General features: G+C 36.1%; 16 protein-coding genes. 4 read left to right on the top strand and 12 right to left on the bottom strand.

The genetic code is table 11. The features are described from left to right. Positions 1-183 precede the first annotated feature (183 nt). From pcsB to yfmF, 10 genes are all read right to left on the bottom strand, one after another. Entirely contained in the window at positions 184-1,368 is a 1,185-nt protein-coding gene (pcsB, locus tag GEZ84_RS10070) for a peptidoglycan hydrolase PcsB (protein ID WP_153224436.1), read from the bottom strand. A gap of 93 nt (positions 1,369-1,461) precedes the next feature. Continuing rightward, entirely contained in the window at positions 1,462-1,956 is a 495-nt protein-coding gene (gene mreD, locus GEZ84_RS10065) for a rod shape-determining protein MreD (protein ID WP_153224435.1), read from the bottom strand. After that, positions 1,956-2,774, bottom strand: a complete 819-nt coding sequence (mreC, locus tag GEZ84_RS10060) for a rod shape-determining protein MreC (RefSeq protein WP_153224434.1) — start codon at positions 2,772-2,774, stop codon at positions 1,956-1,958. Before mreC ends, mreD begins: the two co-directional genes overlap by 1 nt. A gap of 59 nt (positions 2,775-2,833) precedes the next feature. Continuing rightward, positions 2,834-3,628 carry an energy-coupling factor transporter transmembrane component T family protein gene (locus GEZ84_RS10055; protein ID WP_153224433.1) on the bottom strand — a complete coding sequence of 265 codons (795 nt, stop codon included), beginning with the start codon at positions 3,626-3,628 and terminating at the stop codon, positions 2,834-2,836. Further along, complete coding sequence (locus GEZ84_RS10050) at positions 3,621-4,460, bottom strand: energy-coupling factor transporter ATPase (RefSeq protein WP_000510418.1); 840 nt, start codon at positions 4,458-4,460, stop codon at positions 3,621-3,623. Before GEZ84_RS10050 ends, GEZ84_RS10055 begins: the two co-directional genes overlap by 8 nt. Next, positions 4,445-5,272 (bottom strand): energy-coupling factor ABC transporter ATP-binding protein, encoded by an 828-nt coding sequence (locus GEZ84_RS10045; protein ID WP_153224432.1) that lies wholly within the window; start codon positions 5,270-5,272, stop codon positions 4,445-4,447. The genes GEZ84_RS10050 and GEZ84_RS10045 overlap by 16 nt, the downstream gene beginning before the upstream one ends. After that, the gene (gene pgsA / locus GEZ84_RS10040) at positions 5,269-5,814 is read right to left on the bottom strand and encodes a CDP-diacylglycerol--glycerol-3-phosphate 3-phosphatidyltransferase (RefSeq protein ID WP_153224431.1); all 546 of its coding nucleotides are present in this window, start codon (positions 5,812-5,814) and stop codon (positions 5,269-5,271) included. Before pgsA ends, GEZ84_RS10045 begins: the two co-directional genes overlap by 4 nt. 10 nt (positions 5,815-5,824) lie before the next feature. After that, positions 5,825-6,652 (bottom strand): cytoskeleton protein RodZ, encoded by an 828-nt coding sequence (gene rodZ, locus GEZ84_RS10035; protein ID WP_153224430.1) that lies wholly within the window; start codon positions 6,650-6,652, stop codon positions 5,825-5,827. Positions 6,653-6,693: 41 nt separating this feature from the next. Beyond that, positions 6,694-7,977 (bottom strand): EF-P 5-aminopentanol modification-associated protein YfmH, encoded by a 1,284-nt coding sequence (gene yfmH, locus GEZ84_RS10030; protein WP_153224429.1) that lies wholly within the window; start codon positions 7,975-7,977, stop codon positions 6,694-6,696. Beyond that, the gene (gene yfmF / locus GEZ84_RS10025) at positions 7,974-9,224 is read right to left on the bottom strand and encodes an EF-P 5-aminopentanol modification-associated protein YfmF (RefSeq protein WP_153224428.1); all 1,251 of its coding nucleotides are present in this window, start codon (positions 9,222-9,224) and stop codon (positions 7,974-7,976) included. The genes yfmH and yfmF overlap by 4 nt, the downstream gene beginning before the upstream one ends. A gap of 158 nt (positions 9,225-9,382) precedes the next feature. Between yfmF and yaaA the strand changes: the two genes are divergently transcribed. Together yaaA and recF are read left to right on the top strand one after the other, a co-directional pair. Further along, positions 9,383-9,751 (top strand): S4 domain-containing protein YaaA, encoded by a 369-nt coding sequence (gene yaaA, locus GEZ84_RS10020; protein ID WP_153224427.1) that lies wholly within the window; start codon positions 9,383-9,385, stop codon positions 9,749-9,751. Positions 9,752-9,753: 2 nt separating this feature from the next. Beyond that, complete coding sequence (recF, locus tag GEZ84_RS10015; RefSeq protein ID WP_153224426.1) at positions 9,754-10,851, top strand: DNA replication/repair protein RecF; 1,098 nt, start codon at positions 9,754-9,756, stop codon at positions 10,849-10,851. Positions 10,852-10,901: 50 nt separating this feature from the next. Here recF and guaB read toward each other — a convergent pair whose 3' ends face one another. Both guaB and trpS read right to left on the bottom strand, forming a co-directional pair. Next, complete coding sequence (guaB, locus tag GEZ84_RS10010; protein WP_153224425.1) at positions 10,902-12,380, bottom strand: IMP dehydrogenase; 1,479 nt, start codon at positions 12,378-12,380, stop codon at positions 10,902-10,904. Between the two features lie 151 nt (positions 12,381-12,531). Beyond that, the gene (trpS, locus tag GEZ84_RS10005) at positions 12,532-13,557 is read right to left on the bottom strand and encodes a tryptophan--tRNA ligase (RefSeq protein WP_153224424.1); all 1,026 of its coding nucleotides are present in this window, start codon (positions 13,555-13,557) and stop codon (positions 12,532-12,534) included. Between the two features lie 205 nt (positions 13,558-13,762). Between trpS and GEZ84_RS10000 the strand changes: the two genes are divergently transcribed. Both GEZ84_RS10000 and GEZ84_RS09995 read left to right on the top strand, forming a co-directional pair. After that, on the top strand, positions 13,763-15,385 hold the full coding sequence (locus GEZ84_RS10000) for an ATP-binding cassette domain-containing protein (protein ID WP_153224423.1): 1,623 nt from the start codon (positions 13,763-13,765) through the stop codon (positions 15,383-15,385). A gap of 61 nt (positions 15,386-15,446) precedes the next feature. Further along, complete coding sequence (locus tag GEZ84_RS09995; protein ID WP_153224422.1) at positions 15,447-17,990, top strand: YfhO family protein; 2,544 nt, start codon at positions 15,447-15,449, stop codon at positions 17,988-17,990. The last annotated feature ends 144 nt before the right edge of the window (positions 17,991-18,134 follow it).

Here is an 18,134-nt window from a genome sequence, read left to right as displayed (position 1 = left end):
CGATGAAATCAAGCATTAGTAAAACCAGTGGAACTTACCCTGACACGGATTTCCACTGGTTTTTATGATTTTTATCAGACTAACTTCCACTTCTACTAGCGGTGGAACTTAGTTTGGAAATTTACCTAGTTTCACTATACACAACACAAAAGAGACTCGCATCGAGTCTCTTCGTTTCATTCATTAGTTTGGATAGATATATGTTACAAAACCTTCTGAAGTTGTAGTAGGATTGAACCATCCACGTTTATTTCCGATTGTACGGTTTCCACCATAGTTTGATTCAGAAACTTGGATACTTGTTGATGATGAAACCGCTGTAACCACGGCTACGTGTCCATAGCCACCATCATTCCAACATGCAATCGCACCAACTTGAGGTGTAGATCCTGTACGGAATCCTGCTGCAGCTGCACTTGTGGCCCACTGTGCTCCATTACCCCAGTAGTCTCCAGCCCAAGGTGCCAATGTCTTAGCTCCCCATGTACACTCACCAGTTGGATAACTTGACGCATTTGTGCTATATGTTGGATGATGTTTCACTAGTACAGGAGTATAGCTTGAAGATGATTCAGAAACTGCTTGAACTTCTGCTGTAAAAGTTGTATTCCCAGAAGCAACAACTGTTTGTTCTTGACTTGCTTGTTTAGCTTTATAAGCAGCTTCTGCTTCCGCTGCAGCTTTAGCTTCTGCTTCCGCTGCAGCTTTTTTCTCAAGTAAACTTGCTTTTTCATCCTCTGCTGTAGCCTTTTCAGCAGCAAGATTCAATTCTGCAACTTTCAATTCTGCTTGTTTTGTAGTTAATGTTTGAGCATCATCAGCTAATTTTTGTTGATTTGCAATAACTGTATTAATTGCATCATTATTTGCTACTTGTTTTTCAGAAATAGCTTTTTTATCTGCTTTTTGTTGTTCCAACATCTTATTGTTTGCAGATACGATTTCGCTCATTGCAGCAACACGTGAAATAGCTTCTGTAATCGATTTCGAGTTTACAATTGTATTTATGTAACTTGTTGCAGCTCCATTTGTTTGAGCACTACGAGCTTGTTTTTGCAACGAATCATTACGAGATACAATATTCTTAGAAAGTTCTGTAATTTCACCCTCAAGCTTTTTAGATTCTGCTTGTAGTCTATCATTTTCAGATTGCAAGTTTGATTGCTCTGTTTGAATAGAAGATACTTGCTCCTGAATTTGATCAACTTGTTTTTGAGCTTCTTGTTGTTGTGCTGTTAAATTACTAATTTTATTATCTTGAGCAGCAATTTTGTCATCAGTAGTTTCTGCATGCGCAGTTGTTAAAACAGCAACTTGAGAAACCATTACTGTACTTAGTAAAAGTGACGCTAAGATTTTTTTCTTCATATTACGTAGATACTCCTTCTATTTAAGACAATACTAGTATACCAAAAAAAGACATAATAAATATTACGCCTTTATTACATTTGTATTTCTTTCTCATAGATAAAATTTTTCAAAAATAAACTGAAAAACAATCATCCATATAAGATTTAAAATCATTGATGGTACTAAACTGTAGACTATGAACAAAGACATACTATCCACAGTTAAACCTACCACTATTGCAAGTATATATGCCCCCATCTCAAATAGAAAAGTCATGACAATAATTGCCAACATTCTCGTCCAACGATTCAATAAAATAACACTATTAAATTTATGGAGAAATACCCCCAACAAGACGAACAACAGAGTCGCAATTCCTATCAAGTGGAAAAAGTAGATGTCATAAACCAAACCCACTACAAAACAATAGGCTAAATAGAAATACTCTGATACTTCAATCGTCTCAAATAAGAGAAACAAAAATAGAAAATGACTAGCTAACTGCACATGGGGAAAGAATAATCCCAAAAGCTGGTTAATATGGGCATCAATTAGAACAAAGAAAGGAAGCAATAAAAACACTCCAACCCGCTTCAGCTGTCTCATTATGAATTCCCCACTAATTCTATCACATACACATTATGAGTATCTGCACTCAATTTAACAGTTACTTCTCGTGTCAAATAGTCCGTACTATGCGTTGTGGCAACCACTTCACCAACAGGAATATCAGCAACATTAAAGTTTCCTAATCCACCCGTTGTCACCTTATCGCCTGCACTAATATCGCTATTACTATTTAATTGACTAATTTTGAGAACGTCATTTTCCTTGTCATAGCCAACAATAATCCCATAAATTGTAGCAGAACCATGTTGAATTTTAACAGAAATCTTATCAGCATTTTCCGTATTTGTCAGAAGGTTGACCATAGTAGAGTTATCCTCTACTTTTGAAACACTCCCAATCAAGCCACCGTTTGCAATAGCTAACATGTTCTCAGAAGCTCCTTTTGATTTACCTGCATCCAAGGTCAATTCCTGTTTCCAAGATACCGGAGAACGCATAATAACATCTGCTACTAAAGTCTTTGTGGCTTGTAATTTAGACTTCATATCAAGCAATTGGCGCAGTTGTTCATTTTCCGTCTTTAAACTTTCCGCCTCATTCGATTTAACTTCTAATTGGTAAATCTGTTTCTTCAAACTTTCATTTTCATTATATGTTCGTGTCAAGTGAGCCAAATCTGATTTTACAGAATCAAACCACTGAAAAGGTTTTTGAACAACCCTATCAACCAATGAGATTCCATCTCCTAATTTTGTCACAATTGTACTTGAATAAGTCGTCGCTAAGAGAGCTGACACAAGCAAAACAGTGACAAAAACAATAATGACATATTTTGATTTTTTAAAACGGTTCATATCCCTACCTTTATATCAAAAACTGTTACTGTAACTTTTTATCAATTTTTTAAAAGCTACTAAGATTTTAAGAAAAATAAGCAACAACCAAGTACGATAATGACAAGAATAGTCAGCGTATCCTTTCGAGTCCATTCCAATTGTCGGTACTGACTTCTGCCTTTTCCACCCTGATAACCACGCGCTTCCATGGCGATAGCCAAGGAATCCGCACGTTTTAAACTTGTCGCAAAAAGAGGAATCAAAATGGGAATCATAGCCTTCACCTTTTGAACAATGCTTCCTTCACCAAAATCCACTCCACGCGCTTTCTGTGCATTCATAATCCGAGTCGTATCATCCATCAAAGTTGGGACAAAACGCAAACTCATGGACAGCATCAATCCAATTTCATGAACTGGAACTTTCACACGCTTTAAAGGTGCTAACAAAGCTTCGACAGCTGATGCCAAACTTAATGGCATAGTCGTTAAGGTTAACAAAGTTGAAAAGAAAATAATCAATACAAAGCGACAAAAAATAATTCCAGCTTGTTGCAAAGCATAATCCGTGATTCTCACAAACGAAAACTCAAATAAAACATTCCCATTAGAAATGAAGAACAATTGAAAAATAGTTGTGAAGGCAATCAAGAAAAACATAGACTTCAAGCCCTGAATAAAAAATGAAAGAGATACTCCTGACAAGGCAATAAATATCCCTGTCGCTACAAAAAGAATTAGATTCGTCAAGGGATTATTAGCCCAAAACACAATCAAAATCAGTAGCATCATAGCAAGCAATTTGCTACGTGGATCCAATCGGTGAACAATCGAATCCCCTGGGATATAACGTCCCAAAATCATACTATCCATTTAGCGACTCCTTGAACTCCTCTATCTTAATCGGTAATCGTTTAAATGACACACCTCTATCAGCCAATCGTTTACAAAAGGCTGTAATTTTAGGCACTCCCAACTGCACTTCTTCCATAAAGACAACATCTTGAAAGACATCACTCGGTTTACCACCCTTAACCAAACGTCCCTTTTCCATCACATAGACTTGGTTCGCATATTCAGCAACATCATCCATCAAATGCGTTACCAAAACGATGGTCATCCCTGACTGGTGGAGTTTTCTGAACAAGTTCATCAACTCTTTTCTTCCCAGAGGATCCAGGCCTGCTGTGGGTTCATCTAAGACTAATGTAGATGGCTCCATGGCAAGTATGCCTGCAATGGCGACACGTCTCATTTGTCCACCTGACAGCTCAAACGGGCTACGATTAAAAAGTGATTCATCAATTCCAACCAGAGCCAGTTTCTCACGCGCAATCTGCTCCGCATCTTCTTCAGAAACTCCAAAATTTTGCGGTCCAAAAGCAACGTCTTTCAAAACCGTTTCTTCAAAAATCTGATTTTCAGCAAACTGAAATACCAAGCCAACCTGTTTTCTAATTTGACGAATATCTTTATTTTTAGAAGTCGAGGTGATTAAGGTATCAAAAACTCGCACACTCCCTTGGCTTGGCACCAATAAACCATTTAAGAGTTGTAAAATAGTTGATTTACCACTACCTGTGTGCCCAATTAAAGCCGTATAAGAACCATCTTCAATCGTAAAAGAAACATCTGACAAAGCTGTTGAAGCTAAGGGAGTCCCTTCTTGATATGTAAAACTCACATTTTCTAGAGCAATTCCCATAGCTTATCCTCTAGCTCACTTTCTGTCAAATAATTTTCAGGTAAATCATAGCCATTCTGGCTCAAAGAATATTTTAATTGATTAGCAAAAGGATCGTCTAATCCAATTTGATCTAAATCATTTCGAGAGAAAAGTTCTCTTGGGCTACTGGTTGATTCAATTTCCCCTTTTTTCATGACCAATACACGATCACTCATGGCAACTTCTTCCAAATCATGTGTGATGGAAATGATCGTCATATCATAGTCTTTTCGAATTCCTTTTACTGTCTCAATCAGTTCTCTACGCCCCTCAGGATCCAACATACTTGTTGCCTCATCTAGGATTAAAATAGCTGGTCTTAGGGCTACAACACCTGCAATGGCAACGCGTTGCTTTTGGCCACCTGATAGACGCGCTGGCTCTCTCTTTTTAAAGTCCAACATGCCAACCAAATCCAGAGCTTCTTCCACTCTCTTTTGCATTTCCTGACGAGAAAGTCCCTGATTTTCCAAACCAAAGGCAACATCATCCTCAACAGTCGCTCCAACAAATTGATTGTCTGGATTTTGAAAAACCATACCGATTTGACGACGTATATTCCAAACATTTTCCTCAATCAACCGTTGACCATCAATTACAATCTCTCCAGATTCTGCTTCCAGTAAGCCATCAATTAAGCGAACCGTCGTTGATTTACCACTACCATTATGCCCTACAATCGAAAGCCATTCTCCACGTTTCACGTGAAACGTAATATCCTTCACATCATAGTATTCCTGACTTTCCTTATAACGAAAAGAAAGATTTTTTACATCAATTATTGATTTCATTTCGAACCAAATGTCCCTTTAAATACATAAGCACTACCCTTGAAATAATCATAGCCAGAGTAGATAGTGAAAAACAAGGCTACATAAAGTAGAACTTGACCAAGCAAAGTCCAATGTAATAGCAAGAAAATAATCGCAAACATCTGGCTGAAAGTTTTAATTTTTCCAGGCATTGCTGCTGCTAAAACTCTTCCACCAGTTTCAACCAATAAAAGCCTTAAACCTGTCACAGCCAACTCACGACAGATAATCACTGCAACAATCCAAGCTGGAGCCATACCTAACTCAATCAGCATAATAAAAGCCGACATCACTAGCAACTTATCCGCCATTGGATCCGCAAACTTCCCAAAGTTGCTAACCACACTCCATTTACGAGCTAAATATCCATCTAAATAGTCGGTAATACTGGCAATAGCAAATATAATAGCTGCTACTATATGACTTTCTAGCGAATTTCCTATCGTTAAAATAAAGATAAAAATAGGTATAAAGAGAATTCGACCTATTGTTAAGAGATTGGGAATTTGTTCTTTTTTCATTCGTTTTTCCTTAATTTCTAGTAAAGGTTACAGTGATTTGTCCAGTTTGAGCTGTTAAGTTCGATAAATCAACAGTCTGATTATCTACTGTTAAGGCAACACCTTTGACAACACCTAAAGTAATGGTCACAGGATTTTTTGTTGAAACTGTTGTTTCCGCACTTTTATTATCCGGTGATAAGGTCACACCACCCTCAAGCTCACTTTCTGAAACACTAACCCAACTTCTAGCATCTGAAACCGATAATTGCAATTTTGCAGTTTCCTTACTTGTTTTATAAGCGATTTCTACTCGATTTCCCTCACCTGATACACTTATAGTTGGTTCAATCTTCGAAGAGCTACTTGATGAACTACTACTTGAAGATGAAGTTACAGAACTAGTTGAGCTTGTTGCTTGAACTACACTATAACTAGAGGCAGATGAACCCTCAGGTTGAGTCTGGAGATAATTCCAAACATAATAGGTCACAAAAATAACAATCGATAGTGCAAAGAGTATAAAATAAAATAAAGGTAAAAATGATGCCTTATTTTTCTTACTGGAACGTCTCCTGCCTGTCAACTCGTCTTCATCAACATATACTTCCTCATAAGTAATCATGGTCCCAGAATCATAAGCATCCAAGACAATTCTCTCATCTAGCTCAACTGCCCACGCATACTTTCTCAAAAAAGAACGAGTATAAAATGGACTAGGAAGTTGATCAAAATCATCAGCTTCCATTGCCTCCAACATATCCAACTGAATTTCTGTTTTTTTATGTAATTCTTCTAAAGTCAACCCTTGGTTGGTTCTAGCTAAACGTAAAACCTCACCAATTGTTTTTTTCCTCATACTTGTCATTCCTTCTTTCTAGTGTCGATTATGATAGGTTGCTACGATGGAAATATTGTAAAATCAACTATATCACCATCATCTATTAAATGATGTCCAGTATCAAGGACATCCTCTAAAGTGATTTCCTGTAAAATTTTTGGTAAATCAAAGATTGTCTCACCTTGTCCAAAAGCATCATACTGCGTTGCAATAAATTCAAGAAAGTTCATGCTACTGAAAAATTCTCCAAACATCTCTCTTTTGATAATATCTAGATGATCCTCTGTAATATCTAAATCCTTTGCAAAATTACGAATAGCCTTCCTAAATTGATGAGATAAAGCAAATGGCTCTTTTGTATCCATTGTCAACATGACAAAATGAAAGCGACTTGTTACTTCAATTTCAAGAGATAAGGATGCGTCAATTTTACCTGATTCATATAGTTTTTGAAAACGATCCGAAGTCCAACCAAACATCATTGCAAACAATAATTTTAATAAAATATGGTGTCGATAGCAATCCGCCTCAGCAACTTCTCGATTACCTCTAATCCCAATCGCTAGTTTAGGAGAAGATACTTCCATTCTCATACTGTCTGTTTGCTTTACAGCCTGTAAAACAAATTTTTCTCTTGTTACTTCCTGAACATCTAAATCTTCCAGTTCTTTTCTTTCAAAGTAGTCCTGTACTTGATCTACATCAAAATTACCAACTAAAAACAGAGACATGTTTACAGGTTTGTAAAATCTTGTAAAATTTTCTTGCAAATTAGTTAGATTGATTTGGGAAATGGACTCCTCACTTCCAACTATGTCAGTTGCTAAAGGTGTACCAGGATACAAATTCGCTAAAGTTGAAAAGAATAAACACGAATCTGGATCATCCTGATACATTTCTCGTTCTTGCTGTATAATATCCTGCTCTCTTAAAATGGAATCTTCAGTAAAGTGTGCTGATGTTACCAATTCATCAAGTAAGTCTAAATTGTCCAAAAAATGATCCGTTGCTGAAAAAAGATAGTTTGTTTTTGTAAAGCTTGTAAAGGCATTACTATCTGCACCTAGACTCGTAAAAGCCGACATCAAGTCACTAGAATCTTCTCTCTCAAATAATTTATGTTCAAGAAAATGAGCAATTCCTGCAGGATGTTGTTTTACATCTCCGTCAACTTCTGTGACAAGCGTATCTACCGAACCAAACTGTACAGTTACACTCCCGTAAACCTCTTTGAATTCCTTTTTAGGCAAAAGAGCAACTGTCAAGCCATTTGACAAACGAGTTCGATAAACCATTTCTTTTACAGCTGGATAGTATTTTTCTTCAAAAACAACCTTTGTCATTCTATTCCTTCCATAAAGTAAATCGCCTGTAGTTTCACATTATTAGCTACTCTACAAATAGCGTCTTTGTCAACTTGCTCGAGTTTTTCAATCCAATTTTTAATGTCTGCTGAAGATTTTCCAAGTAAGGCATTTTGATAAGCACGTTCAATCAATGAACCTTGATTATCTTGAGAAAGTAATAAAGACCGACGAATCATTTCTTTGGTCTGCTCTAACTCAATCTCTGTAAAATATCCTTTTTTTAAATCAAGCAGTTGATTATTCATCATTTTACGAGCCTGGTTCCTATTTTCTCGATTGATACCAGCATACATTCTCAAGAATCCACTAAACAAATCGATCTGACTTGAAATAGTATAAGCTAATCCAGCATTTTCACGGACATTTGTAAATAGTTTAGAATGAGCAAATCCACCAAGTAAACCATTCATTACAATCATGGGTAAATGTTGCTCATCACCATATTCAACAGAGCAATGATAGCCCAACTCTAAAATGGATTGTCCCACATTTTTCCGAACCATACCTTCTTGTAGGATATTGGAATAAGATTGACAATACTGAACCTTCACATCCCCTTCTCGACCTTTAAAACCAAATGATTCTAATACATTCAGAATTTCAACCTCATTAAAATCACCCAGGAAAAAGAAATCTATTCGATCATTGGCCAAAAATTCTTGGAAACAAGAATAAGAACTTTGTGGAGTTTCAGCTAAAATACGATTTCGTAAATCACTATATTCCAATTTGAGACATTCATCATGAAAAAATAATTTATCTAATTCTTTATGTGAAAAATAAAAAGAATCATCCATATCAGCTGCTAAACTTGCTAGCAATTGTTTTTTCTCAATTTCAAATAAGGCCGAATCAAACCCATTGTCAACTACTACGGGTGAAAAAAGAGTTTCTTTTACAAGTTCCAAAACCTGAGAAGTTAGCACATTTTTCCTACTTAAAAACTCATCACGAACATAGGTAAATGTCAATTCTACAATGTGACTTTGCCCTCTTCTGAAACAATTGGTTGACATATCTGTACCGTATAGACTGGCCAAATGTCTTCTCAAATTTTGAGAAGTGGGATACACCTGATTAGCAGTCTCTAGCATACTCGCACTCAACATGCGACCTGCAATCGTATCAAGGAATAATGGAGCGGTAAAACGCACGGTGATTTTGTTCGTTTTAAACTTTTTTGATTGGATAAAATGTGTTGAAATTCCATGCACTAACTCCATGATTTACCTCCTTATATACAGACTTCTATTATATCACGAAAACCTGAAATTTTCTTGTTCTCTGTAACACTTTTGAAATAAAAATCGCTTACATTTCTCCTTATTTCTCTCACTATTTTTAGGAAAATATGGTATAATACCAAAGATTGAGGTGAATTATGGAATACAAATTATTTGAAGAATTTATTACCCTCCAAGCACTACTCAAAGAACTTGGAATTACACATAGCGGAGGAGCTATCAAATCATTTCTCTCTGAACATTCTGTTTACTTTAATGGGGAATTAGAGAGTCGTCGTGGTAAAAAACTTCGTATTGGCGATAAGGTTGACATCCCTGACATGAAGATTGACATCTTATTGACACAACCTACTTTTGAGGAACAAGAGGAATACCAAGCTAATAAAGTTGAAAAAGAACGAATCACTAAGCTTGTTAAGGAGATGAATAAGGGAGTAAAAAAAGATAAATCAAAACCTACTTCTTCACCCAAAAGCAAACAAGCTCCACGATTCCCTGGTAGATAATCATGTGGCTACAACACATATCTCTCAAAACTTTTCGTAACTATAAAGAGACCAAAATAGACTTTAATCCTAAATTAAATGTCTTTTTAGGACGTAATGCGCAAGGAAAAACAAATATGTTAGAGGCTATCTATTTTTTAGCCTTAACACGTAGTCATCGAACTCGAACAGATAAAAATCTCATTCATTTTGATGAGGAACAACTTCATCTTTCAGGTCTCGTTCAGAAAAAAACTGGATCCATTCCTCTAGAAATCGAACTAACACAAAAAGGCCGTGTAACAAAAGTTAATCACTTAAAACAGGCACGACTTTCAGATTATGTCGGACACATGAATGTTGTCTTATTTGCTCCTGAAGATTTACAACTAATTAAAGGAGCACCTTCAGTTCGACGAAAATTCATTGATATGGAGCTTGGGCAAATTAAGCCAATCTATTTATCAGACTTAACAAATTATAACCATATCCTAAAACAAAGAAATACCTATCTAAAATCAGCTCAAACAATAGATGGAACCTTCCTTTCAGTACTAGATGATCAGCTAGCCGATTATGGATGTCGTGTAATGAATCACCGCTTAGATTTCATAAAAAAACTAGAAGCATTTGGTCGTAAGAAACATTTTGAACTTTCTAATCAGATTGAAGAACTGTCAATATCCTATCAATCTTCTGTCAAGATAACTGACAAAGAAGACTTATCAGAATCTTTCAAAATTGCTTTAGAAAAGAGTAGGTCCAGAGATTTATTTAAAAAGAATACTGGTGTTGGTCCTCATCGAGATGACATTTCTTTTTATATAAATGGGATGGATGCTAATTTTGGAAGTCAAGGTCAACATCGTAGTCTCGTCCTCTCGATAAAATTAGCAGAAATTGAATTAATGGAAAGTATTACTATGGAATCTCCAATATTACTACTTGACGATGTTATGAGCGAGCTTGACAACACTAGACAACTAAAATTATTAGAAACGATTTCTCATTCAATCCAAACATTTATCACAACAACAAGCTTAGACCATCTTCAAAATCTGCCAGAAAATCTAAGTATCTTCACTATTCAGGGTGGTAAAGTTATTGTAAACAAAACTTGACAATGTTGTAAAAGAACTCCTGTTCTCACGGGAGTTCTTTTCATTGTTTTTTACATAGAATAATTTGGTGCTTCATTAGTAATTTGTACATCATGAGGATGGCTTTCTTTCAAACCAGCACCAGACATTTCAATAAATTGAGCATTATCGTGTAGTTCTTTAAGGTTAGCTGCACCACAGTAACCCATACCAGAGCGAATACCTCCAATCATTTGGAAGACAATATCAGCTGCCGCACCTTTATAAGCAACACGACCTTCAATTCCTTCTGGAACAAGTTTGTTTGCTTCATTGACAGAACCTTGGAAGTAACGATCGCTTGAACCTTTCTTCATAGCAGCGATTGATCCCATACCACGGTAAGTCTTAAACTTACGTCCTTGGAAAATTTCAGTTTCGCCTGGAGCTTCATCAGTTCCAGCAAACATTGATCCAAGCATAACTGCATTTCCACCTGCAGCAAGGGCTTTTACAATATCTCCAGAATACTTGATTCCACCGTCAGCAATGATCGTTTTTCCATATTCACGCGCAACAGTTGCAGCATCATAGATAGCTGTTACTTGTGGAACACCAACACCAGCAATCACACGAGTAGTACAGATAGAACCTGGGCCAATACCAACCTTGACAACATCTACACCTGCTTCATAAAGGGCACGTGCACCTTCAGCAGTAGCAATATTTCCAGCAATCAAAGTACGATCTGGGAAGTGAGCACGAATCTCAGCAATTTTACGCAAGACACCTGCAGAATGACCATGCGCCGTATCGATAACAATTGCGTCAGCTCCTGCCTCAAAAAGGGCCTCTGCACGTTCAAATGTATCTGAAGTGACGCCTACTGCACCTGCAACTAGTAGACGACCAAACTCATCTTTAGCCGCATTTGGAAACTCAATAACTTTTTCAATATCTTTAATAGTAATCAAACCAGAAAGACGACCTTCTTCATCTACCAATGGAAGTTTTTCAATGCGGTGTTCTTGAAGAATGCTTTCAGCCGTTGCAAGATCTGTACCCACAGGAGCAGTCACAAGATTTTCACTGGTCATATGGTTTGAAATTGGTTGATTGTAATCTGAAATAAAACGAAGATCTCGGTTTGTCAAAATACCAACTAATTTACGATTTTCAAGTGTTTCAACAACTGGAACACCACTGATACGGTAACGTCCCATAAGCTCGTCAGCTTCAGCAATTGTATGTTCAGGCGTCAAGAAGAATGGATCAATAATAACTCCATTTTCAGAACGCTTTACCTTACGTACCTCGTCTGCTTGTTGAGCAATTGACATGTTTTTATGGATAACTCCGAGACCACCTGCACGAGCAATAGCAATGGCCATTTGGCTCTCTGTCACTGTGTCCATAGCAGCGGTAATAATTGGGATATTTAAAGTCAGATTATCTGCCAATTTAGTTGTTAAATCTGCATCGTTAGGCAACACATGACTTTCAGCTGGAATAAGCAATACATCATCAAAGGTAAAACCTTTTTTCAAAAATTTAGTGTCCCAATTAGACATTCGAAGTTTCCTCTTTTCTTTCTTTTTGAGCTTGACTCTTTTTATATTGTATCTATCATACCATTCTATAAAATTTTGTCAAATGTTACAGGGGTAAATAAAAAACTATCTTTTCTTCGAGATAGAAATGATAGTTTCTTGTAAAATAAACCTATTTAAAATAATGAAGTCCCATTGCTCCTTTTACCTCAGATAGCGTTTGACCTGCAACTTCACGCGCTCTTTCACTACCTTTTTGAAGCATACTATAAACTTCTCCCATATCCTTAGCAAATTCGATACGGCGCTCACGAATAGGACCCAGTTCACGTTCTAATATTTCAAGTAGATAACGCTTGGTCTTCACATCACCAAGACCACCTCGTTGATAATGTTCTTTCATAGCAGCAATTTCTTGAGCATCTTCTGGACGACCAAAAACATCTAGATAATGGAAAACCATATTTCCTTCAATTTTACCTGGATCCTCAACGCGGATATGATCTGGATCTGTATACATACTCATTACTTTTTTACGCAAAGTATCCGCATCATCAGCTAAATAAATACCATTATTGAGTGATTTAGACATTTTAGCATTTCCATCTAAACCAGGCAAACGCCCTGCTCTCTCATTTTCTGGATAAATACCTTCTGGCTCTACCAAGACATCACAGTTATATGCATTGTTAAACGAACGAACAATTTCACGAGTTTGCTCAATCATTGGTTTCTGATCTGTTCCAACAGGAACATAATTAGCCTTAAAAGCTGTGATGTCAGCTGCTTGAGCAATTGGATAGACCAAGAATCCTGTCGGAATACTTTCTCCAAAGCCTTTCTGAGCAATCTCTGTTTTTACTGTCGGATTTCGTTCCAAACGAGCTAATGAAACCAGATTCATATAATACATAGACAACTCAGCCAACTCTGGAATCTGGCTTTGAATAAAGATAGTTGATTTACTTGGATCCAATCCAACTGCAAGATAATCCAAAGCAACATTTCCGATAGACTCTACAATGGTTTGAGGGTCTTTAGCATGATCTGTCAAAGCTTGTTGGTCAGCCAAGAACACAAACATATCATACTTATCCTCTTCCTGTAATAATACTCGATTTTTGAGACTTCCAACATAATGTCCAATATGCAATTTCCCTGTTGGACGGTCTCCTGTTAAAATAATGGGTTTAGTCATTTTGTTCTCCTTCGATATGGTCCCTTCAATTATAGCATTTTTTTAATGAAATAACCGTAATTTATCAAAATAAATCAACCTTGCTATTTAAGGATTTGTGTAAAGTATGCTGTAAATATAATTTACACAAAATTGACAGATAAAAATTTGAATATTTCCGTATTTTCTAGTAGAATAAATATATTACACATATAGGAGAAAAACATTGCTTACAGTATCTGATGTTTCACTACGTTTTAGTGATCGCAAACTTTTTGATGATGTCAATATCAAATTTACAGAAGGAAATACTTATGGATTAATCGGTGCTAATGGTGCTGGAAAATCAACCTTTTTAAAAATTTTAGCCGGAGATATCGAACCTACTACTGGCCACATCTCTCTTGGTCCAGATGAACGTCTCTCTGTTCTTCGTCAAAATCACTTTGACTATGAAGACGAACGTGCCATTGATGTCGTTATCATGGGAAATGAAAAACTTTATAGCATCATGAAGGAGAAAGATGCCATCTACATGAAGGAAGATTTCTCAGATGAGGATGGAGTGCGTGCTGCCGAACTCGAAGGAGAGTTTGCCGAGCTTGGAGGTTGGGAAGCAGAAAGTGAAGCCTCTCAACTACTTCAAAACCTAAACATTTCAGAAGAATTGCACTATCAAAATATGAGCGAATTGGCCAACGGTGAAAAAGTAAAAGTTCTCCTCGCCAAAGCACTTTTTGGTAAACCAGATGTTCTTCTCTTGGACGAGCCTACCAACGGTTTAGACATCCAATCTATTACTTGGTTAGAAGACTTCTTGATTGACTTTGATAACACAGTTATCGTAGTATCCCACGACCGTCACTTCTTAAACAAAGTATGTACTCACATGGCCGACCTTGACTTTGGAAAAATCAAGCTCTATGTCGGAAACTACGACTTCTGGAAGGAATCTTCTGAGCTCGCTGCTAAATTGCTAGCAGACCGTAATGCCAAAGCAGAAGAAAAAATTAAACAATTGCAAGAGTTCGTTGCTCGTTTCTCTGCTAATGCTTCTAAATCAAGACAAGCAACATCACGTAAGAAAATGCTTGATAAGATTGAACTTGAAGAAATTGTACCATCTAGTCGTAAATATCCATTTATCAACTTTAAAGCGGAACGTGAGATTGGTAATGATCTCTTGACAGTAGAAAATCTAACTGTAAAGATTGATGGTGAGACTATTTTAGATAATATCAGCTTTATCTTGCGTCCAGGTGATAAGACAGCGCTTATTGGACAGAATGACATCCAAACGACTGCATTAATTCGTGCAATCATGGGAGACATTGACTATGAAGGAACTGTCAAGTGGGGAGTTACTACTAGCCGTTCTTACTTGCCAAAAGATAACTCGGCCGATTTTGCAGGGGGAGAGTCAATCCTTGATTGGTTGCGTCAATTCGCAAGTAAAGAAGAAGATGACAATACTTTCCTACGTGGCTTCCTCGGCCGTATGCTCTTCTCTGGAGATGAGGTTAACAAACCTGTCAACGTCTTGTCAGGGGGAGAAAAAGTTCGTGTCATGCTTTCAAAACTTATGCTCTTGAAATCAAATGTCCTTGTACTTGATGATCCAACCAATCACTTGGACTTGGAATCTATCTCAAGCTTGAATGATGGATTGAAAAACTTTAAAGAATCAATCATCTTTGCCAGCCATGACCACGAGTTTATTCAAACTCTAGCTAACCATATCATTGTCTTGTCTAAAAACGGCGTCATCGATCGTATCGATGAAACCTATGATGAATTCCTAGAAAATGCAGAAGTACAAGCAAAAGTTAAAGAACTTTGGAAAGACTAAATAAAACTTCAAAACTCAGTTGGGTTAACCAGCTGAGTTTTCTAACATTTTATGAGGTAACATGAAATTATTTTTTAAAACATATTGGACCTATTTTGTTTCTTTCATCATTCCCATAATCATTATGATAGGAGTATATCTATCTCAAGGTATCTACTGGAATAGCGATACATCTCCACTATTAGGAGATGGCTTTCATCAATACGTTATTTTTGATGTAGCCTTACGAAATATCCTACATGGAAATGATAGTCTGTTTTACACCTTTACAAGTGGCCTTGGATTAAATTTCTATGCCCTATCTAGTTATTACTTGGGAAGTTTCCTTTCACCTCTAGTTTACTTTTTTAACCTGTCGCATATGCCAGATGCTGTCTATCTGACAACTCTCTTAAAATTTGGATTGATTGGACTGTCAACTTATTTTAGTTTAAGTAAATTATTTCAATCGATTCCTAAGCCTTTAAAACTAGCTTTATCTACTTCCTATGCTCTGATGAGTTTCTCTGTCAGTCAATTAGAGATAAAAACCTGGCTAGATGTTTTTATCTTGATTCCTTTAATTATCACTGGTTTACATCTACTGATAACTGAAAAGAAATTACTATTGTACTTTACAAGTTTGTCAACTTTGTTTATTCAAAATTATTATTTTGGCTATATGACAGCCTTGTTTCTTATTTTCTGGTATCTCTGTCAAATTTCTTTAGACTTTAAGACTCGAAAATCATCTGTTCTTGATTTCATAGTTATGTCCTTTTTAGCTGGTATGGCTAGTTTAATTCTGACTCTTCCTACTCTATTTGATTTACAGACACATGGGGAAAAATTGACAGAAGTTACAAAGTTTCAAACTGAAAGTAGCTGGTATCTTGATCTCTTTGCCAAGCAATTCATTGGTTCCTTTGATACAACAAAGTATGGGGCTATCCCAATGATTTTTGTCGGACTACTTCCCTTTATTTTGACCATTTTATTTTTTACACTGAAATCTATTAAGTTTCACGTGAAACTTATCTATGCGATTTTCTTTGCATTTCTAATTGCAAGTTTTTATATAGAAGTGCTTGATTTATTTTGGCAAGGTATGCACACTCCAAATATGTTTTTACATCGCTATGCTTGGATTTTCTCTACCTTGTTAATTTACACAGCAGCAGAAGTCTTAAATCGTCTGAAAGAAATTAAAATCTGGAATTTTTTAGTTTCGCTTTTTCTTATAATAATAGGATTTTTAGCCACCATCTATCTAAAATCACATTATTCTTTTTTAACAGATTTGAATATTCTACTGACTCTTGAATTTTTAGTTGTCTATTTTCTTTTACTCCTTGCAGTTATCAAAAATTTTATCTCTGTAAATCTATTTGCCATTCTAATCTCTTTATTTATAATGGTTGAAATGAGTTTAAATGCTTCATCTCAAATAGACGGAATTGCTAAGGAATGGGGATTTGCTTCTCGAAGTACATATAGTCGAGATATCCCATCTATGGAGTCTTTCTCAACATATATTGGAAATTCATTTACTCGTACTGAAAAACTACAAACTCAGACAGGAAATGACAGTATGAAATTCAACTACAATGGAATCTCTCAATTTTCATCTGTTCGAAATCGTTCAGCAAGCTCTACTTTGGATAAACTTGGGTTTAAATCCTCTGGGACTAATCTCAATCTCCGTTATGGCAATAATAGTATTTTGGCTGATAGTTTATTTGGAATCCAGTACAATATCTCAGATAGTCCTAGTGATAAGTATGGTTTCCAAGATGTATATCAAAAAGATAATCTTACCCTATATGAAAATCAATTCTCTCTTCCGATTGCCTTTGCTAGTCAATCTGTTTACAATGATGTCAAGTTTAATGAACACACTTTGGATAATCAAGCCTCGTTTTTAAATCAACTTGCTAACGTCGATTTTGATTATTTTTCTCCGGTTCCTTATGACAAAACAGAAAATACTGATGATTTGATTAGTGTTACAAGTTCTTCAAATGAGAATGCAACAATCCAGTATCAAATTGAAGTGCCAGAAAACAGCCAAGTTTATCTTTCTTTCACAAACCTTCACTTTTCTAATGACAAACAAAAGAAGGTTGACATCCTTGTAAATGGTGAAAAAAAGACTTTTACAACTGATAATGTCTTCTCCTTCTTTAATCTAGGCTATACAAAAGAAAAAAAGACTTTCAATATCAATGTTAGTTTCCCTGGAAATTCACAAGTATCATTTGAATCTCCTACCTTCTATCGTTTAGATACCAAAACTTTCACCGAGGCAATTCAAAAAATTAAAGAACAACCTGTCACAGTATCAACTTCTAAAAACAAGGTCTTTGCTACATATGATGTTAAACAAGATACGTCTATTTTCTTCACCATTCCTTATGACAAAGGTTGGTCTGCCTACCAAGATGGTAAGAAAATAGAAATTAAACAAGCTCAAACTGGTTTTATGAAAGTTGACGTTCCTAAGGGAAAAGGAACTATTACACTTTCCTTTATTCCTAATGGGTTTGTTGTTGGATCAATCTGTTCCTTTACTTCTCTTTTACTATTTGTAATCTATAATCACAGACGAAAGTCATCTAAGGCATAAAAAAATCGCCAATCAGGGAGCCCACTGAAAAAGTAAGCCTCTTACTTTTAAAGAAATGAAAACCGAGAAATCACTCATCAATTTGAGCGAATTCCTCGGTTATTTTGTATTTATTAAGGTCATAATTCGTTTCATATTGACCAC

The sequence above is a fragment of the Streptococcus mitis genome (assembly GCF_009496155.1).
GTDB lineage: Bacteria > Bacillota > Bacilli > Lactobacillales > Streptococcaceae > Streptococcus > Streptococcus mitis_BQ.
This window is presented reverse-complemented; position numbering and strand designations above follow the sequence as displayed.

What these genes read in the sequence shown, in the direction of transcription:
- pcsB (WP_153224436.1), bottom strand. Translation starts at nt 1,368, where the DNA reads ATGAAGAAAAAAATCTTAGCGTCACTTTTACTAAGTACAGTAATGGTT.
- mreD (WP_153224435.1), bottom strand. Translation starts at nt 1,956, where the DNA reads ATGAGACAGCTGAAGCGGGTTGGAGTGTTTTTATTGCTTCCTTTCTTT.
- mreC (WP_153224434.1), bottom strand. Translation starts at nt 2,774, where the DNA reads ATGAACCGTTTTAAAAAATCAAAATATGTCATTATTGTTTTTGTCACT.
- GEZ84_RS10055 (WP_153224433.1), bottom strand. Translation starts at nt 3,628, where the DNA reads ATGGATAGTATGATTTTGGGACGTTATATCCCAGGGGATTCGATTGTT.
- GEZ84_RS10050 (WP_000510418.1), bottom strand. Translation starts at nt 4,460, where the DNA reads ATGGGAATTGCTCTAGAAAATGTGAGTTTTACATATCAAGAAGGGACT.
- GEZ84_RS10045 (WP_153224432.1), bottom strand. Translation starts at nt 5,272, where the DNA reads ATGAAATCAATAATTGATGTAAAAAATCTTTCTTTTCGTTATAAGGAA.
- pgsA (WP_153224431.1), bottom strand. Translation starts at nt 5,814, where the DNA reads ATGAAAAAAGAACAAATTCCCAATCTCTTAACAATAGGTCGAATTCTC.
- rodZ (WP_153224430.1), bottom strand. Translation starts at nt 6,652, where the DNA reads ATGAGGAAAAAAACAATTGGTGAGGTTTTACGTTTAGCTAGAACCAAC.
- yfmH (WP_153224429.1), bottom strand. Translation starts at nt 7,977, where the DNA reads ATGACAAAGGTTGTTTTTGAAGAAAAATACTATCCAGCTGTAAAAGAA.
- yfmF (WP_153224428.1), bottom strand. Translation starts at nt 9,224, where the DNA reads ATGGAGTTAGTGCATGGAATTTCAACACATTTTATCCAATCAAAAAAG.
- yaaA (WP_153224427.1), top strand. Translation starts at nt 9,383, where the DNA reads ATGGAATACAAATTATTTGAAGAATTTATTACCCTCCAAGCACTACTC.
- recF (WP_153224426.1), top strand. Translation starts at nt 9,754, where the DNA reads ATGTGGCTACAACACATATCTCTCAAAACTTTTCGTAACTATAAAGAG.
- guaB (WP_153224425.1), bottom strand. Translation starts at nt 12,380, where the DNA reads ATGTCTAATTGGGACACTAAATTTTTGAAAAAAGGTTTTACCTTTGAT.
- trpS (WP_153224424.1), bottom strand. Translation starts at nt 13,557, where the DNA reads ATGACTAAACCCATTATTTTAACAGGAGACCGTCCAACAGGGAAATTG.
- GEZ84_RS09995 (WP_153224422.1), top strand. Translation starts at nt 15,447, where the DNA reads ATGAAATTATTTTTTAAAACATATTGGACCTATTTTGTTTCTTTCATC.